Origin of the sequence: Rhodoferax sp., assembly GCF_012927445.1 — a bacterium.
GTDB lineage: Bacteria > Pseudomonadota > Gammaproteobacteria > Burkholderiales > Burkholderiaceae_C > Rhodoferax.
In genome coordinates, this window is sequence record NZ_JABBPD010000008.1 from 251,345 (window position 1) to 266,980 (window position 15,636).

Annotated in this window: 11 protein-coding genes; 8 read left to right on the forward strand and 3 right to left on the reverse strand. The window is 57.3% G+C overall.

All coding sequences use genetic code 11. The features are described from left to right. Window positions 1-12 precede the first annotated feature (12 nt). The 8 genes from HHJ17_RS16780 to HHJ17_RS16815 all read left to right on the forward strand — a co-directional run bounded on the left by HHJ17_RS16780 (window position 13) and on the right by HHJ17_RS16815 (window position 10,757). Window positions 13-1,119 (forward strand): S-(hydroxymethyl)glutathione dehydrogenase/class III alcohol dehydrogenase, encoded by a 1,107-nt coding sequence (locus HHJ17_RS16780; RefSeq protein ID WP_296506606.1) that lies wholly within the window; start codon window positions 13-15, stop codon window positions 1,117-1,119. Between the two features lie 59 nt (window positions 1,120-1,178). After that, window positions 1,179-2,057 (forward strand): S-formylglutathione hydrolase, encoded by an 879-nt coding sequence (gene fghA / locus HHJ17_RS16785; RefSeq protein ID WP_296506608.1) that lies wholly within the window; start codon window positions 1,179-1,181, stop codon window positions 2,055-2,057. Window positions 2,058-2,095: 38 nt separating this feature from the next. Further along, a complete protein-coding gene (locus tag HHJ17_RS16790) occupies window positions 2,096-3,004 on the forward strand; it encodes an SDR family NAD(P)-dependent oxidoreductase (protein WP_296506611.1) in 909 nt (302 codons plus the stop codon). A 469-nt stretch (window positions 3,005-3,473) separates the two neighbouring features. Beyond that, window positions 3,474-6,893 (forward strand): TM0106 family RecB-like putative nuclease, encoded by a 3,420-nt coding sequence (locus HHJ17_RS16795; RefSeq protein WP_296506613.1) that lies wholly within the window; start codon window positions 3,474-3,476, stop codon window positions 6,891-6,893. Window positions 6,894-7,011: 118 nt separating this feature from the next. Beyond that, entirely contained in the window at window positions 7,012-7,338 is a 327-nt protein-coding gene (locus tag HHJ17_RS16800) for a hypothetical protein (RefSeq protein WP_296506615.1), read from the forward strand. Further along, a complete protein-coding gene (locus HHJ17_RS16805; RefSeq protein WP_296506617.1) occupies window positions 7,335-8,726 on the forward strand; it encodes an AAA family ATPase in 1,392 nt (463 codons plus the stop codon). The genes HHJ17_RS16800 and HHJ17_RS16805 overlap by 4 nt, the downstream gene beginning before the upstream one ends. A gap of 5 nt (window positions 8,727-8,731) precedes the next feature. Further along, entirely contained in the window at window positions 8,732-10,051 is a 1,320-nt protein-coding gene (locus HHJ17_RS16810; protein WP_296506619.1) for an McrC family protein, read from the forward strand. A gap of 67 nt (window positions 10,052-10,118) precedes the next feature. Then, on the forward strand, window positions 10,119-10,757 hold the full coding sequence (locus HHJ17_RS16815; RefSeq protein ID WP_296506621.1) for a hypothetical protein: 639 nt from the start codon (window positions 10,119-10,121) through the stop codon (window positions 10,755-10,757). Window positions 10,758-11,064: 307 nt separating this feature from the next. On the opposite strand, the gene gcvP is transcribed toward HHJ17_RS16815, so the two are convergent. Genes gcvP through gcvT form a run of 3 tightly spaced genes read right to left on the reverse strand, consistent with a single transcriptional unit; the run spans window position 11,065 to window position 15,574 of the window. After that, complete coding sequence (gene gcvP / locus HHJ17_RS16820) at window positions 11,065-13,971, reverse strand: aminomethyl-transferring glycine dehydrogenase (RefSeq protein WP_296506623.1); 2,907 nt, start codon at window positions 13,969-13,971, stop codon at window positions 11,065-11,067. A gap of 13 nt (window positions 13,972-13,984) precedes the next feature. Then, window positions 13,985-14,377, reverse strand: coding sequence for a glycine cleavage system protein GcvH (gcvH, locus tag HHJ17_RS16825; protein ID WP_296506625.1), 393 nt, complete (start codon window positions 14,375-14,377; stop codon window positions 13,985-13,987). Between the two features lie 39 nt (window positions 14,378-14,416). Further along, window positions 14,417-15,574: a glycine cleavage system aminomethyltransferase GcvT gene (gcvT, locus tag HHJ17_RS16830; RefSeq protein ID WP_296506627.1), complete on the reverse strand. Its 1,158-nt coding sequence runs from the start codon at window positions 15,572-15,574 to the stop codon at window positions 14,417-14,419. Between the last annotated feature and the right edge of the window lie 62 nt (window positions 15,575-15,636).

Consider the following 15,636-nt stretch of genomic DNA (forward strand, 5'->3'; position numbering starts at 1 on the left):
GAGAAATACCCTATGCAAACCAAAGCAGCAGTGGCCTGGAAAGCCGGCGCACCCCTGACCATTGAAACCGTTGACCTTGAAGGCCCCCGATTTGGCGAAGTGCTGGTCGAAATCAAGGCCACCGGTATTTGCCATACCGATTACTACACGCTCTCCGGCGCCGACCCGGAAGGCATTTTCCCTGCGATTCTGGGCCACGAAGGCGCCGGCATCGTGGTCGATGTGGGGCCGGGTGTCACTACGCTGAAAAAGGGCGACCACGTTATTCCGCTGTACACCCCCGAGTGCCGCCAGTGCAAGTACTGCTTGAGCCGCAAAACCAATTTGTGCCAGCTCATTCGGGGCACGCAAGGCAAGGGTCTGATGCCCGACGCCACCAGCCGTTTCAGCCTGAACGGTGAGCCCATCTTTCATTACATGGGCACCAGCACGTTCAGCAACTTCACCGTGGTGCCCGAGATTGCGCTGGCCAAGATTCGCAAGGACGCGCCGTTTGACAAGGTCTGCTACATCGGTTGTGGCGTGACGACCGGGCTCGGTGCCGTGCTGTTTTCCGCCAAGGTGGAGGCCGGGGCGAATGTCGTGGTGTTCGGCTTGGGCGGCATTGGCCTGAACGTGATTCAGGGCGCCAAGATGGTGGGGGCCGACAAGATCATCGGCGTGGACATCAACCCCGCGCGCCAGGCGATGGCGCGCAAGTTCGGCATGACGCACTTTATCAACCCGAAAGAGGTCGAGAACGTGGTGGACGCCATTGTGCAACTGACCGACGGCGGTGCGGATTACAGCTTCGAGTGCATTGGCAACACAGACGTCATGCGCCAGGCGCTGGAGTGCACGCACAAAGGCTGGGGCCGTAGCCTGATCATCGGCGTGGCCGCGGCTGGCGCCGAGATCAGCACGCGTCCGTTCCAGTTGGTCACCGGCCGCAAATGGGAAGGCTCGGCTTTTGGCGGCGCACGGGGCCGCACCGACGTGCCCAAAATTGTGGACTGGTACATGGAAGGCAAGATCAACATCGATGATCTGATCACCCACACCATGCCTTTGGCCGACATCAACAAGGGCTTTGAGTTGATGAAGAGCGGTGAATCGATTCGCGGCGTGGTATTGTTTTAACGAAATATGCTGCTAGCCCTTACTGGATAAGCGCTGGCAGCTATTAAATAAGTAGCTGAATGAACTCTGATTCCCTTGAATTGTTAAGCGAGCACGCCTGTTTTGGCGGCGTGCAGCGCTTTTACCAGCACGCCTCCACCGAGATTGGTTTGCCCATGCGGTTTTCGGTGTATCTGCCGCCGCAAGCGGCGCATGGCAAAGTGCCGGCCGTGCTGTATCTGGCGGGCCTGACCTGCACCGAAGAAACTTTCATGGCCAAGGCCGGGGCGCAACGCGTGGCGGCCGAGTTGGGGCTGGCATTGATCACGCCCGACACCAGCCCGCGCGGTGCCGGCGTGCCGGGCGAAACCGAGAGTTGGGACTTTGGGGTGGGCGCCGGTTTCTACCTGGATGCCACTCAGTCGCCGTGGTCCACGCATTACCGGATGGAGAGTTACATCACCGCCGAACTGTTGCCGCTGCTGGGGCAAGCGTTGGCGGTGGACCTCCAGCGGCTGGGTATTTTTGGCCATTCCATGGGTGGCCATGGGGCGCTGACACTGGCGCTTAAACATCCAGCGTTGTTCAAGTCGGTCTCCGCCTTTGCCCCGATTTGTGCGCCCTCGCAGTGCCCCTGGGGACACAAGGCGTTGACCGGCTATCTCGGCGCCAACCCCGCCGCCTGGGTCGCGCACGATGCCAGCGCCTTGATGCATGAATGCCGCGCGGCACCTTATCCGGACGGCATCCTGATCGATCAAGGCTTGGCCGATAAGTTTTTGCCCAGCCAGTTGCACCCCCATCTGTTTGAAGCCGCTTGCGCCAAGGTGGGGCAACCGCTGACACTGCGCATGCATGCCGGCTATGACCACGGTTACTACTTCATCTCGACCTTTGTCGCTGACCATCTGGCGCATCACGCGCAGACGCTGCTGGCGACGTCGCCCACACGTGCTTAGCCTGCTGCCTTCGTATCACCGCATACCAGGAACGAACCATGACCATTGATTTCAAAGGCCGCGTGGCCATCGTGACCGGCGCCGGTGGTGGACTGGGTCGTCAACACGCCCTGGCTCTTGCCGCGCGTGGCGCTAAAGTGCTGGTGAACGACTTGGGCGGCACACGAGACGGCTCTGGCGGCTCAGTGACTGCGGCTGAAGCGGTGGTGGCCGAAATCAGGAATGCCGGCGGTGAGGCCATGGCCAATAACGCATCGGTAACCGACTTTTCTGCTGTGCAAGCCATGGTCCAGCAGGTTGTTGATGCCTGGGGTCGGGTGGATATTCTGGTGAATAACGCCGGCATCCTCCGTGACAAAAGCTTTGCCAAGATGGAACTGGCAGACTTCGAACTGGTGATGAGCGTGCACCTGATGGGCGCCGTGCATTGCAGCAAGGCGGTGTGGGCCATCATGAATGAGCAGAAGTACGGTCGCATCGTCATGACCACCTCGTCGAGCGGCTTGTTCGGCAACTTTGGGCAATCCAACTATGGCGCGGCCAAGATGGCGCTGGTGGGCTTGATGCAGACGCTGTCGCTTGAAGGCGCCAAAAACGACATTCGCGTCAATTGCCTGGCCCCCACCGCCGCCACTCGCATGACCGAGGGTCTGATGCCCGAGGCGGTACTGGCCGCCCTCAAGCCCGAGGCCGTGGTGCCCGCCATGCTGGTACTGGCGTCGCAAGATGCGCCCAACCGTACCATTCTGTGCGCAGGTGCCGGTACCTTTGAGGCCGCCCTGACGCAAGGCGTCTGGATTGGCACCGATGTCCTGGCGCCTGAACGGCTGGCCGAGCGCTTGGCCGATGTCACCGATCGTGCGGGTGAAACCGTGCCGCACAGCGGCGCTGCGCAGGGCAGCAACGAGGTGACTAAAGCGATGGCAAATGCGACATGGGCTGCCTGATTTATTTGGCTATCGGATGTCGCGTTTGATGTTGCGCCGGAACAAGCCAAGCACGGGTCGTGAGCTGGAAAAATATTCTGTCACGAACCGACTAATGCATGATGCCTGAACGTGTTTTGACAGTCGACTGCTACAGACTCATTGCTGTCAGCCAACTTTTCGAAATGCCCTCTCCAAGCCTGCCTTTGGCTCTACAGCCCGAACGACCGCAATGTGGTGTCAATTTCGATGATCGCCGAACCCACCCTTGACCGGGAGCTGACGCCCGAGGCAGACCCTCCATTGCGGTCGTTGGGGGGGCAGTCAGTGTCACTCCCCGCCTGGCTCTTACGCAGCGCAAACCCCGTTTGTCGGCCAACACCCAATCGGGAAATTTCGACAACTGGCGTTGATCGCAAATGGCATTTGGGTGGCCACAAAAGGGGCGACACTACAGCCCCAATGACAAAACCAACTTCAGGGAGCGTTCGTGCAAAAGCGTGATGAGGAAATTCTTTATTCGGCATCAGACCTTGTCAATTACCTTGAGTGTGAGCACCTCACTGCGCTTGACCTGATTGACCTCGAAACACCGCTCCCAAAAACCAAAGACAGTGACCAAGCCAAACTGATCCAGGACAAGGGTTATGCCCATGAGGCAGATTTCCTTGCGGTGCTCAAAGCCCGGCATTCATCGCTGATCGATATTGCAGCCATCGGTGGCAATCTGGAGCAAAAGATCGCCAACACCCTTCAGGCGATGCGTGATGGTTTTGAAATAATTTTTCAGGCGACCTTGCGTGATGGCAGCTTGATTGGTCATGCCGATTTTCTGCGCAAAGTGTCCCGACCGTCAGAACTCGGTGACTGGAGCTACGAGGTCATGGATACCAAGTTGGCACGGAGCACGAAAGCCAAGTTCATCATCCAGCTGGGGTTTTACTCAGATTTGGTCGCTAAAGCCCAAGGACTTGCGCCGCTTCAAATGCATGTCGTCCTCGGGGACCGGACGGAAGTTGCATACCGCTACGCCGATTACGCGCGCTACCTGAAACTCGTGACTGAGCGCTTTCTCGAACGCGTCGCAGGTCAGGTCGTGGAAACCTATCCCGTCCCCTGCGAAAAATGCGACTTGTGCAAATGGAGCGGCCTGTGTGAAGACAAGCGTGTCAAGGATGACCACCTCTGCCAGGTGGCGAATATCAGTCAACTGCAAATCAAAAAGCTTCAGTCAGCAGGCGTAACAACATTGGCAGCTCTGGGCACGCTGTCGGCGACTGAGACTCGAATCCAGAAAATGACCGCTGAGACGCTTGAAAAACTGCATCGCCAAGCTCGACTGCAGCTGCTGGCGCGGCAAACCGGACAGAACCAACTCGAATTATTGTCACAGGAAGGCAACGCGGCCCGAGGATTTTTACGCTTGCCGCGGCCGAACGCGGGTGACCTATTTTTTGACATGGAAGGCAACCCACTCGAAGAAGGTGGGCTTGAGTACCTCTTTGGTCTCTATTTTTTCCAGGAAGGAAAACCTGAGTTCAAGGCATTCTGGGGTCATAACCGGGCGGAGGAAAAGCGCGCTTTTGAAGGCTTCATGGATTTTGTGACGGCCTGGCTGCGCAAGCACCCGGCGGCCCATATCTACCATTACGCCCATTACGAGCAGACTGCGCTCAAAAAACTCATGTCGTTGCACGGCACCCGCGAGACCGAGGTGGACAAGCTGCTACGGGCACAAAAGCTGGTGGATCTCTACAAAGTCGTTCGTGAGGGGATTCGCGTTTCTGAACCCCGCTATTCGATCAAAAACATTGAACACTTTTACCTGGAGCGTCGCTCTGGCGACGTCACCAACGCTGGTGCCAGCATCGTCTATTACGAGCGCTGGAAAGTGACCGGTGACCCGCAACTGCTGAAAGACATTGAGGACTACAACTTTGACGATGTCCGCTCAACCTACGAATTGCAGCAGTGGCTCTTGTCATTGCGTCCAGCCGATCTACCGTGGGCGCACGACGCAGTTGGGACGCAGGACGCAACGACTCCGGATGTGGGAGAACTCACCCCAGAAGAACAACGGTTGATCCCCTATCGAGAACAATTGACCGACACCTTGCCCGAGGACCGAAAAGTTTGGGGTCAGAACGAACATCTGCAGGAATTGACCTACCAGCTGCTCGATTTCCACCGACGGGCCGCCAAACCAGAGTGGTGGGCCATGTTTTCTCGCATGGAAATGGCGGAAGATGAGCTGTTGGATGATGGCGAATGCCTGGCAGGCTTGACGCCAGACCCGGCCCATCCGCCAAAGCTGGAAAAACGGTCCATCATTCACACCTATTTATTTCCTGAGCAGGGATCGAAACTCAAGACTGGAGATAGCGCCGCCATCACGCAGACGGCTGAGCCGGTGCGGGAACTCAAGGTCGATGACGACAACCGCCGAGTCAGTTTCAAACGAACCGCAAACAAGGCGCCATTGCCGGATTGCGTTTGCATTGGCCCCGGCATGCCAGTCTCAACGAAAGCGCTGATCGAAGCAGTTTTCCGTTTTGGAGACAGCATTGTGAATGGCAGTGGTGACTATCCAGCGATTGAAGCCGTACTGACGCAGTCATTGCCGAAAATTAGGGGCAATGCAGTCGGCAGCCCTGTCGTGCCTGTGGATAGCGCGGCGTTACCGCACATCATCGAGGCGATTGCCAATCTGGATAGCAGCTATCTCTTTGTACAGGGCCCACCAGGTGCAGGCAAGACCTATACCGGCTCCCACGTCATCGTTGCCTTGCTCAAGAAAGGCTACCGGGTTGGCGTGTCTTCAAACAGTCACAAGGCGATTAACAACTTGCTTCAGGGCGTGGTGAAGGTGGCCAAGGAGCAGCAATACGTTTTCAAGGGTGCCAAAAAATCAACCACAGGAAAAACTGATTCGTACTTTGATGGCGAATTCATTGAAGACGTCTTCAACAATGAAGACATCTGGGGTGCCTTCGGCAGCGATTCAGAATACCGCCTGATTGCCGGCACCGCCTGGCTGTTTGCCGACGCCGAAATGGACCAGCAGTTGGACTACATTTTTGTGGACGAAGCGGGTCAGGTGGCGTTGGCCAACTTGGTCGCCATGGGCACCAGCGCCAAGAACATTGTGCTGCTGGGTGATCAGATGCAATTGGGGCAACCCATTCAAGGCGTGCATCCGGGGCGCTCAGGCGAGTCCTCGCTTGAATACCTGCTCAACGGCATGGCGACCATTCCGGCCGAACGTGGCATTTTCCTCGGCACGACGTGGCGCATGCACCCCGATGTTTGCAGGTTTATCTCCGATGCGGTTTATGACGGCCGACTGGCGCCGGAACCCAACAATGCGAATCAGACATTGATCCTCGGTGACGACGCTCATCCGGCCTTGATGCCTACCGGCCTGCGGTATGTGCCGATTGAACACGATGCCTGTTCGCAGCGCAGCCAGGAGGAGGCTGACCTCGTTCTGGCCTTGGTGACTAGCCTGCTGCAGCAGCGCTACCGCGACAAGCACGGACAGGAGCACCCGATGACGCTGAACGACATCCTTGTCGTGGCGCCGTACAACATGCAGGTCAACTTGTTGAAGCAGGTGCTGCCGGATGGCACGCGGGTTGGCACCGTCGATAAATTTCAGGGACAAGAGGCGGAAGCGGTCATCGTGTCGATGGCCACCTCCAGCGGGGACTATTTGCCGAGGAATATTGAGTTTCTGTACAGCAAGAACCGGCTAAACGTCGCCATCTCGCGCGCCAAGTGTCTAGCGATCTTCATTGCCAATCCGGCATTGATGGCCATTCGGTGCTCCACGCCGGAAGAGATGGCGCTGGTGAACACCTTGTGCTGGGTGCAGGAAGTGGGAGTGTCACCGGCACAAGCGATTTCGTAGCCAAAAATAAATTTCTAGATTGTGTGATTTCGCCTATGTACGCCCTGTAATCTTGGGATTCTTTTCAAGTTGCATTGATTGAAGCATCGCCAATGCAGACTGCTTTTTAGGAGAACGGATGAAGATCGCAAAAATTAGGATTACCCAAGGAAACTTGAACAACAATCATTTTTACTTAACGTCATGTCTGTCAATGTTTCCTGCCGACTCCATTGGCGGTGGCAATGAAAAGGCACAAGCAAGAAAGTTGCTCAAGATCAAGCCGCGTGGGGATGAACAACTGGAAACAGACATTGATGGGACAAAGAATATTTTCAGAAAACGTGGGTGGGTCGGTGCAATGTTTCGGCATTCGTCTGCAAAGATTGGCGACTACGTCTTCATCGAAGAAAAAAATGACGGGTCATATGAGATATGGGTTGATGCATCAAAGGGAGTGGTATGAATTTGGATCAAAAACTGACTGCTGAAGAAGCACACGAATATTTTCAAAAGCGATTTACACCGATAAACGAAATAACCAAAAAAATGGCGTGTTTCGAAACAGATGGAGGTCGTCAGATTGGTCTCAATCTCGAAGGTAAGAAAGTCACTATGTTTGTGGAGCCAGGCGATTGGACGTTGATTGTTCCCGGAGTCGAACTAATTAGGACTTATGAAAAAAGAGAAAACGACTCGGATAAGGAAGGTAGGCATCATCATCTGAAATCTAATGCACCTCGTCTTTCCGCTGAATATCCTGCAATGTATCTGAGCATTCCAACGATGGCTGTGCTTGCCGCATTCTGCGATGCCTATGGCGAATCAAAAGCACCACCTGCCGGGCAATCACCGTCGGAATCCACGCAAACACAAAGAATCAATAGTACCGAACGGAACCTCTGCATGAACACAATCCTTTATGGTCCACCTGGCACTGGTAAAACTTACAGAACCACCGCGCTCGCCGTCAAAATGTGCGAAAAAGATGTGGCAGTGCCCGAGAAGAAATTTGAGTTTGCAGATGACAAAGCCTTGAAGGCCCGCTACGAAGAACTCAGAACAGAGGGGCGAATCAGCTTTGTCACTTTTCATCAGTCGTATGGTTACGAAGACTTTATTGAAGGACTTCGTCCAGAATTGAAAGATGGTCAGGTTTCTTACCGGGTTCGTCCCGGCATTTTTCGGGAAGCTTGCGCCGCAGCAGCCAAATCACCCTCTCAGAACCATGTCCTCATCATTGATGAAATCAACCGCGCCAATATCTCCAAGGTCTTCGGAGAGTTAATCACTCTGCTGGAACCCGACAAGCGAGAGGGCGCAATCAACGCCGTTACGGTAAAGCTCCCCTATTCTGGTGACTCATTCAACGTGCCTTCAAATCTGTATGTGATCGGCACCATGAATACTGCGGATCGATCAATTGCCTTGCTTGACACGGCGCTGAGGCGGCGTTTTGAATTTGAGGAAATGCAGCCGGACTATGAAGCTTTGTCCAAGGACCCGGTTGCAGGGGTGGATATCCGCGCCATGTTGCGAGCCATGAATGACCGAATTGAATACCTCTATGACCGCGATCACAACATTGGCCATGCATATTTCATACATGCGAAAACGCTCGCCGACCTCGATGCGGTCTTCCGGCGCAAGGTCATCCCCTTGTTGCAGGAATACTTCTACGAAAACTGGTCGAAAGTTCTGCTGGTCTTGAACGAAAAAGGTGGTGGCTTTATCAATGTCAACAACGATCTCCCCAAGGGACTGGAGTCGATAAATGAGGGGTTTGAGCCGCGACCACGTTATCAAATAATGCGCGAATTCAATGCGTCTGCCTACAGAAACATCTATCAGTAACTGACGTGGCACTCATATCAATCCAGGAGTACGGGAAACTCCATGTTGGCGAGTTTGATCCTGATCACCCCGCTGTTTTTCCATCCCAGGCAGCGATACTGACGAGTCTCAAGCCAACGTATGGGTTCGAAGTGTTTAAGTACGTCAATGGGACAACGATATCTGCGCAGCAGTATGTTGGCGCAGTTCAACTCGGCCCGCACACTATCGAAGTCCTCCCAAAAGTTGATGGCAATGCTGTCAATGTTCGGCGCAATCTGGTGGCCATGTTGGGCGTCGCGCTCGACCTTGAAATTAGCGAAGGTGATGTCGCCCGAGTAGCTCTGCAAAACCACGGCATCCTTGAAATTTTTGTCCGATTATTTTGTGACAAGCTCTTTGTTCAAATTCACAAGGGCTTGGTCAGACGATATGCGGGCCGTGAGGAAAATCTGACGGTACTCCGTGGAAAACTGGGCCTGGCGGAACAGATTCGCCTGAACGCAGCCAATCCAGAGCGACTGTTTTGCCGCTTTGATGAATTCCAGGAGGACAACCCTCTCAATCAAGTCCTGAAGTCTGCAATTCGCATGCTCTTGAAGGTCTCGCGAGAGCTTAGGAATCAGCGGCAATTGGCGGAATTGATGTTGGCTTTCGAGGGTGTATCGGACGCCCCTAGGGAATCATTGCCGTGGACTCGTATCGTGTTTGATCGTTTGAGTGAGCGCTACCGGCCATGTTTCAAGCTGGCGGAGCTATTTCTTAAAAACACACCCCCCGACGTGACAGGTGGTGCAGCTCAAGGGTTTTCATTGTTCTTCGATATGAATGCACTGTTCGAGGAGTACATCGGTCGTCTCGCGATCCGTATTTTTACGCCATTGGGGTTCCGAATAACACTGCAAGGCCCGCAACAATATCTTGCCTTTAATGAGAATAACGAGAGACCGGCTTTTGCGCTGAAGCCGGATGTCGTTGGCAGCCTGAATTCAAAGACTGCCTGGATTTTGGATACCAAGTGGAAACAGCTTTCCATTGAAGAGGCGAAGGATGGGGTAGCCCAGTCAGACCTTTATCAGATGTACGCCTACGCAAACTGCTACCGGTGCCCAGATGTTGTGTTGTTATATCCCCATCACAAAGAGTTGGGGGCCGATGCTGGGGTTCGTGGAAGCTACTTGCTCAACCCGTGGGTACACGAAATAGAAAGCAACGAAGTTAGGCGGGTTCGGGTAGCCACCATAAATCTGGAAAACCTGAAGACCGTTCCCGCACAGTTGAGTCGAATTTTTCTGCCTGAAGACGTGGCATCAACGGCGGCAATTACTTCGGGAGCAGCAGGTTGAACGCCCATCTTTGTCATGCAATGAACTCTTTTCCTCAACTATTCCTCTCCGTTGCGGGCATCTGACGATGGGAATTATTTGGGGTAACCGAAAACTGTTTTCGAGGAATGACCGAGGTGTCCGGCTTGCGTTAAAGCATCCCCTGCTGGTGAACCGCCCCGTTATCGGACGTGGCGCTTACTCCGTTATTCTGGGCGGCGAAGCATCGGTTTTCAAGCTCACCATGGATGGTGCCGCCTACGCTTTAGCTGAGCAGCAGCAGTCGTCGTGGCGAAGTTCTGCCTTGCCGGAAATTCGGGGGCTCCACGGCACGGTCGGCGTGATCGACTGTGGTGTGCCGCTCTATCTTTTTGAAATGGAACATTTGGACCGGCTGACGGTGGGCAGCGCGGAACGCAAAACCTGTCTGGCCATCGCGCGGCAGTTGCGCCCCTTCTACCAAGATGGAATGACCTCATCCGAGCGAATGCGACATGTCGGTGCGCGCCAGTCGGACACATCGCTGGCTCAGGGCCTTGAGCTTCTGGCTGGCTTTTTGGAACCACGATGGCCCGCGGTCGATCTCGATTTGCACAGCGCCAATTTCATGCGGCGCCCCAAAACAGGCGAAGCGGTTATCGCCGATCCATTCATGGATATGGAAACTCGTACCCTTGCCCTAAAACACTATGCGCTGGGTTTGCCTGCGGGTACGGCCATTTTGTAAATGCAGCCTCACTGCAATCGCTCGGCAGCGGCTGCTGCTATTCACAGGCGTCCATTTGGGGAGCCAAGGAGCCGACTACGAACAGCAACTGATCGGCATTACAAATCACGCAGTTGGACAACCCGAAAGCCGCCAGTCGTCATCGACTCTTCACGCTGCATTCCGGTAGTTCGAGGCCCGAAAATCAAGGCCACTATTGTGGGCACTGCAGAAACATTCCCCTCTCCGCAATAGTGGCCTTGTCACGGCCACAATTCCGTGCCGCGCCCCTTGGCGAGTCCCGGCTACGGAATAGGGCGGCCCATTTTTACGGGTAGTCGCTGACCGGCACGCAAGCGCAGAACAAATTGCGGTCGCCGTACACGTTGTCAACGCGCCCAACCGGTGGCCAGTATTTGACCTGTTTCAGCGTCGCCAGCGGAAAGGCGCCGACTTCACGCGAGTAGGGCCGATCCCACGCTTCGCCCATCAAGGAGGCCGCCGTATGTGGCGCGTGCTTCAGCGGGTTGTTGTCCTGCGGCCATTCGCCACGCTCCACTTTCGCAATTTCCTCGCGGATGGCGATCATGGCGTCGATGAAGCGGTCCAGCTCGTCCAGCGTTTCGCTCTCGGTCGGCTCCACCATCAGCGTGCCGGGCACCGGAAAACTCAGCGTGGGGGCGTGAAAACCGTAGTCCATCAGGCGCTTGGCCACGTCTTCGGCCGAGATACCGGCCGCGCCGCCACTGCTTTCCTTCAAGGGTCGCAAGTCAAGGATGCACTCGTGTGCGACGTGGCCGTTGGCGCTGGCGTACAGCGTGGGGTAGTGCTTTTTCAGCCGGGCACTGATGTAGTTGGCGCTCAGGATGGCGACTTCGGTGGCGGCCTGCAGGCCTTCCGGACCCATCATGCGGCAGTACATCCAGCTGATCGGCAACACAGCGGCATTGCCGAGCGGTGCCGCTGAAATGGCGCCGACACCGTTGACGGGCAGGCCGCCGGTGGCGTGCCCTGGCAGGTAGGGCACCAAGTCGGCCACCACGCACACCGGGCCGACACCGGGGCCGCCGCCGCCGTGCGGAATGCAGAAGGTTTTGTGCAGGTTCAGGTGGCTGACGTCGCCGCCGAACTCGCCGGGGGCCGCCACGCCCACCAGCGCATTCATGTTGGCGCCGTCCACGTAAACGCGGCCACCGTGGGCGTGCACCAAGTTGCACAGTTCCTTGACGCTGGTCTCGAACACGCCGTGCGTGCTGGGGTAGGTGATCATCACCGCCGCCAGATTGGCGCTGTGCAGTTCGCACTTGGCTTGCATGTCCGCCATATCGACATTGCCCTGCGCGTCGCAGGCGGTCACCACCACGGTCAGGCCTGCCATGTGGGCGCTGGCCGGGTTGGTGCCGTGGGCGCTGGAGGGAATCAGGCAGATGTTGCGGTGGCCCTGGCCTTGGGCTTCATGGTAGGCCCGGATCACGAGCAGGCCGGCGTATTCGCCCTGCGAACCGGCGTTGGGCTGCAGGCTGATGCCGGCGTAACCGGTGGCCTGGCACAACCAGGCGCGCAGTTGCTCGTCCAGTTCGCGGTAGCCCTGCAACTGGTCGTGCGGTGCAAACGGGTGCAGCGACGCAAACTCGGGCCAGGTGATGGGGATCATCTCGCTGGTGGCGTTGAGTTTCATGGTGCAACTGCCCAGCGGGATCATGCTGCGGTCCAGCGCCAGGTCTTTGTCACTCAGGCGCCGGATGTAACGCAGCATGCCGGTTTCGGAGTGGTGCGTGTTGAACACCGGGTGTGTCAAAAAGCTGCTTTCACGGCGCAAGGCGGTGGGGATCAGGGACTCGATGCCCTTCTCGAAGTCACTGACCTTCGGCGGCGTTTGCCCGTCGTTGGCAAAGAAGGTCCAGAGTTGTTCAATGTTGTCGCGGGTGGTGGTTTCATCCAGCGACACGCTCACGCATTCTTTAGAGATAAATCGAAGGTTGGCCCCCGCCGAATGGGCGCGACTAGCTATTAAATTTGTAGCATCTGCGGTGTGAACGGTGAGTGTGTCAAACGCGCTGCTGTGGGCCAGCGCAAAGCCCATGTCCTGCAAACCGCGCGCCAGCACCGCGGTGTAAGCCGCTACGCGCTGGGCGATGCGTTTCAGGCCTTGCGGGCCGTGGTAGACGGCATACATGCTGGCCACTACCGCTGGCAGCACCTGCGCGGTGCAGATGTTGGAAGTCGCCTTTTCGCGGCGAATGTGCTGCTCGCGGGTTTGCAGCGCCAGCCGGTAAGTGGGGTTGCCGTGCACGTCCACACTAACGCCGACCAGGCGGCCGGGCATGGAGCGCTTGAACTCGTCGCGGCACGCCAGGTAGGCCGCATGCGGGCCACCGTTGCACATCGGCATGCCAAAGCGCTGCGTGGTGCCGACCACGATGTCGGCATTCCACTCGCCCGGTGGCACCAGCAACGTGAGTGCCAGCAAATCGGCGGCCACCACGAACGCGGCTTGCTTGGCGTGCACCTGGGCCACATCCGGGCGCAGGTCTGCAATCTGACCACTGGTAGACGGATATTGGGCCAGCACGCCAAAATAGTCGCGCCCCGCCAGCCAGCCATGCCACTGCTCGATCGACTGCGCTACCAGCACTTCGATACCGAGCGGCGCGGCGCGTGTCTGAATGACTTCAACCGTTTGCGGATGGCAGTCAAGGCCAACGATGAAGGTGTTGCTTTTGCTTTTGACGCTGCGTTTGGCCAGCGTCATGGCTTCGGCCGCCGCCGTGGCCTCGTCCAGCATGGAGGCATTGGCCATCGGCATGCCGGTCAGGTCCATGACCATGGTCTGGAAGTTCACCAGCGCTTCCATGCGGCCCTGACTGATCTCGGCCTGGTAGGGCGTGTAGGCGGTGTACCAGGCGGGGTTTTCCAGGATGTTGCGCAGAATGACGCCCGGCGTGTGGGTGTCGTAATAGCCTTGACCGATGTAGCTTTTAAAGAGCTGGTTTTTAGATGCAATCGCCTTGAGTTCGGCCAGGGCTGCCGCCTCGGTCACCGCCGCCGGAATCGCCATGTGGCTGCTGCGGGCGATGGAGCGGGGCACGATGCCGTCGATCAGTTCGCGCCGTGAGGTCGAGCCCACGACCTGGAGCATCAAGGCCTCGTCCGCTTCATTCACACCAATGTGGCGAGCGATGAATTCAGAGGTGTTTTCGAGTTCGCTTAACGGCTGGGCGGATTGCATCAACATGGCTAATTCCTGATCAGGCGGTGGCAGAAAAACTGGTGTAGCTGGTCTCGTCCATCAGGGCGTCCAACTCAGCCGGCTTGGCCAGTTTGACCTTGAAGAACCAGCCTGCGCCCAGGGGGTCGGAATTGGCCAGCGACGGGTCAGCGCGCAGGGCTTCGTTCACCTCGGTGATCTCGCCGGTGACGGGCATGTAGACGTCAGCGGCGGCCTTGACCGACTCGACGACGCCGGCAATGTCTTTGGCGGCCAGGGTGGCGCCCACTTCGGGCAGGTCCACAAACACGACGTCGCCCAGGGCGTCTTGCGCGTGGTGGGTGATGCCGACGGTAATGATGGCCCCTTCGGTCGCGGCGGTGTCGCCGTCAACTTTGAGCCATTCGTGGTCAGGGGTGTACTTGATCGTCATGTCGGTTCTCCAGAAAAGTTAAATCAATGAAATTAAAAATTAGCCGCGGTAGTAGCGTGTTGGTACAAAAGGCATGGCCACCACTTCCATCGGCACCGGCTTGCCGCGCACGATGGCGTTGATCTTGGTGCCCAGCGCCGCAAACTCGGGTGCCACGTAGCCCATGGCCACCGGCTTGTCGATGGTGGGGCCGAGCAGGCCGCTGGTGACTTCGCCAATGCGCTGGCCGTCCAAGTCTTGCAGTTCGGTGTGATCCCGCACGGGGATTCGCTCCAGTGCCACCAGCCCCACACGTTTTCGGGCTATAGCCCCCGTCCCAGCTGCGAGTTGCGCTAGTATTTTTGTAGCACCAGGGAAACCGCCGGCGCGTGCGCCATCCGCCCGGCGTACTTTCTGCAGGGCCCAGTTCAGGCCGGCTTCAACCGGGGTGGTGCTGCTGTCGATATCGTTGCCGTACAGGCACAGGCCGGCTTCCAGGCGCAAGGAGTTGCGGGCGCCCAGGCCGACCGGTTTGACTTCGGGTTGCGCCAGCAGCGCCTGGGCCAGTGTTTCGGTTTGCGCCGCGGGCACCGAAATCTCGAAGCCGTCTTCGCCGGTGTAACCACTGCGGGTGACGAAACACGGCACGGTATCCGAGCCGCAAGCAAGGTCAAATTGACCACCGGTCATGAACACCAGCTTCTCGATGCCCGGGCACAGACGCTGCAGCGCCGTCACGGCTTGCGGGCCTTGCAGCGCCAGCAAGGCCATCTCCGGCATCGGAATCACCTGGCAGCGCATGCCGATCTGGGCCTGGATGTGGGCAATGTCGCCCACCTTGCAGGCGCCATTCACAATCACAAAAATGTCGCCACCGTGGGCATAGTCGCGGTTCACGAACATCAAGTCGTCGATGATGCCGCCTTCGTCGTTGAGCAGCAGACCGTAACGCTGCTTGCCCACCGGCAGGTCGATCACATCCACCGGCATCAGGCTCTCCAGGGCGGCCGCCGCATCGGGTCCGACCAGGCGCAACTGGCCCATGTGCGACACGTCAAACAGGCCGGCGGCGGTGCGGGTGTGCTTGTGCTCGGCCATCAGGCCGGCCGGGTATTGCACCGGCATCGAATAGCCGGCGAACGGCACCATGCGGGCACCCAGCGCGACGTGCAGGTCGTTGAGCGGAACTTTGAGAAGGTTGTCGGGCGTGGTGGCCATCAGCGAACTCCAGGAAAAGAAAAAACGGGGCAAAGGGGCAAGTCAAATGCCATGCGCACAAC

What these genes read in the sequence shown, in the direction of transcription:
- HHJ17_RS16780 (WP_296506606.1), top strand. Translation starts at nt 13, where the DNA reads ATGCAAACCAAAGCAGCAGTGGCCTGGAAAGCCGGCGCACCCCTGACC.
- fghA (WP_296506608.1), top strand. Translation starts at nt 1,179, where the DNA reads ATGAACTCTGATTCCCTTGAATTGTTAAGCGAGCACGCCTGTTTTGGC.
- HHJ17_RS16790 (WP_296506611.1), top strand. Translation starts at nt 2,096, where the DNA reads ATGACCATTGATTTCAAAGGCCGCGTGGCCATCGTGACCGGCGCCGGT.
- HHJ17_RS16800 (WP_296506615.1), top strand. Translation starts at nt 7,012, where the DNA reads ATGAAGATCGCAAAAATTAGGATTACCCAAGGAAACTTGAACAACAAT.
- HHJ17_RS16805 (WP_296506617.1), top strand. Translation starts at nt 7,335, where the DNA reads ATGAATTTGGATCAAAAACTGACTGCTGAAGAAGCACACGAATATTTT.
- HHJ17_RS16815 (WP_296506621.1), top strand. Translation starts at nt 10,119, where the DNA reads ATGGGAATTATTTGGGGTAACCGAAAACTGTTTTCGAGGAATGACCGA.
- gcvP (WP_296506623.1), bottom strand. Translation starts at nt 13,971, where the DNA reads ATGTTGATGCAATCCGCCCAGCCGTTAAGCGAACTCGAAAACACCTCT.
- gcvH (WP_296506625.1), bottom strand. Translation starts at nt 14,377, where the DNA reads ATGACGATCAAGTACACCCCTGACCACGAATGGCTCAAAGTTGACGGC.
- gcvT (WP_296506627.1), bottom strand. Translation starts at nt 15,574, where the DNA reads ATGGCCACCACGCCCGACAACCTTCTCAAAGTTCCGCTCAACGACCTG.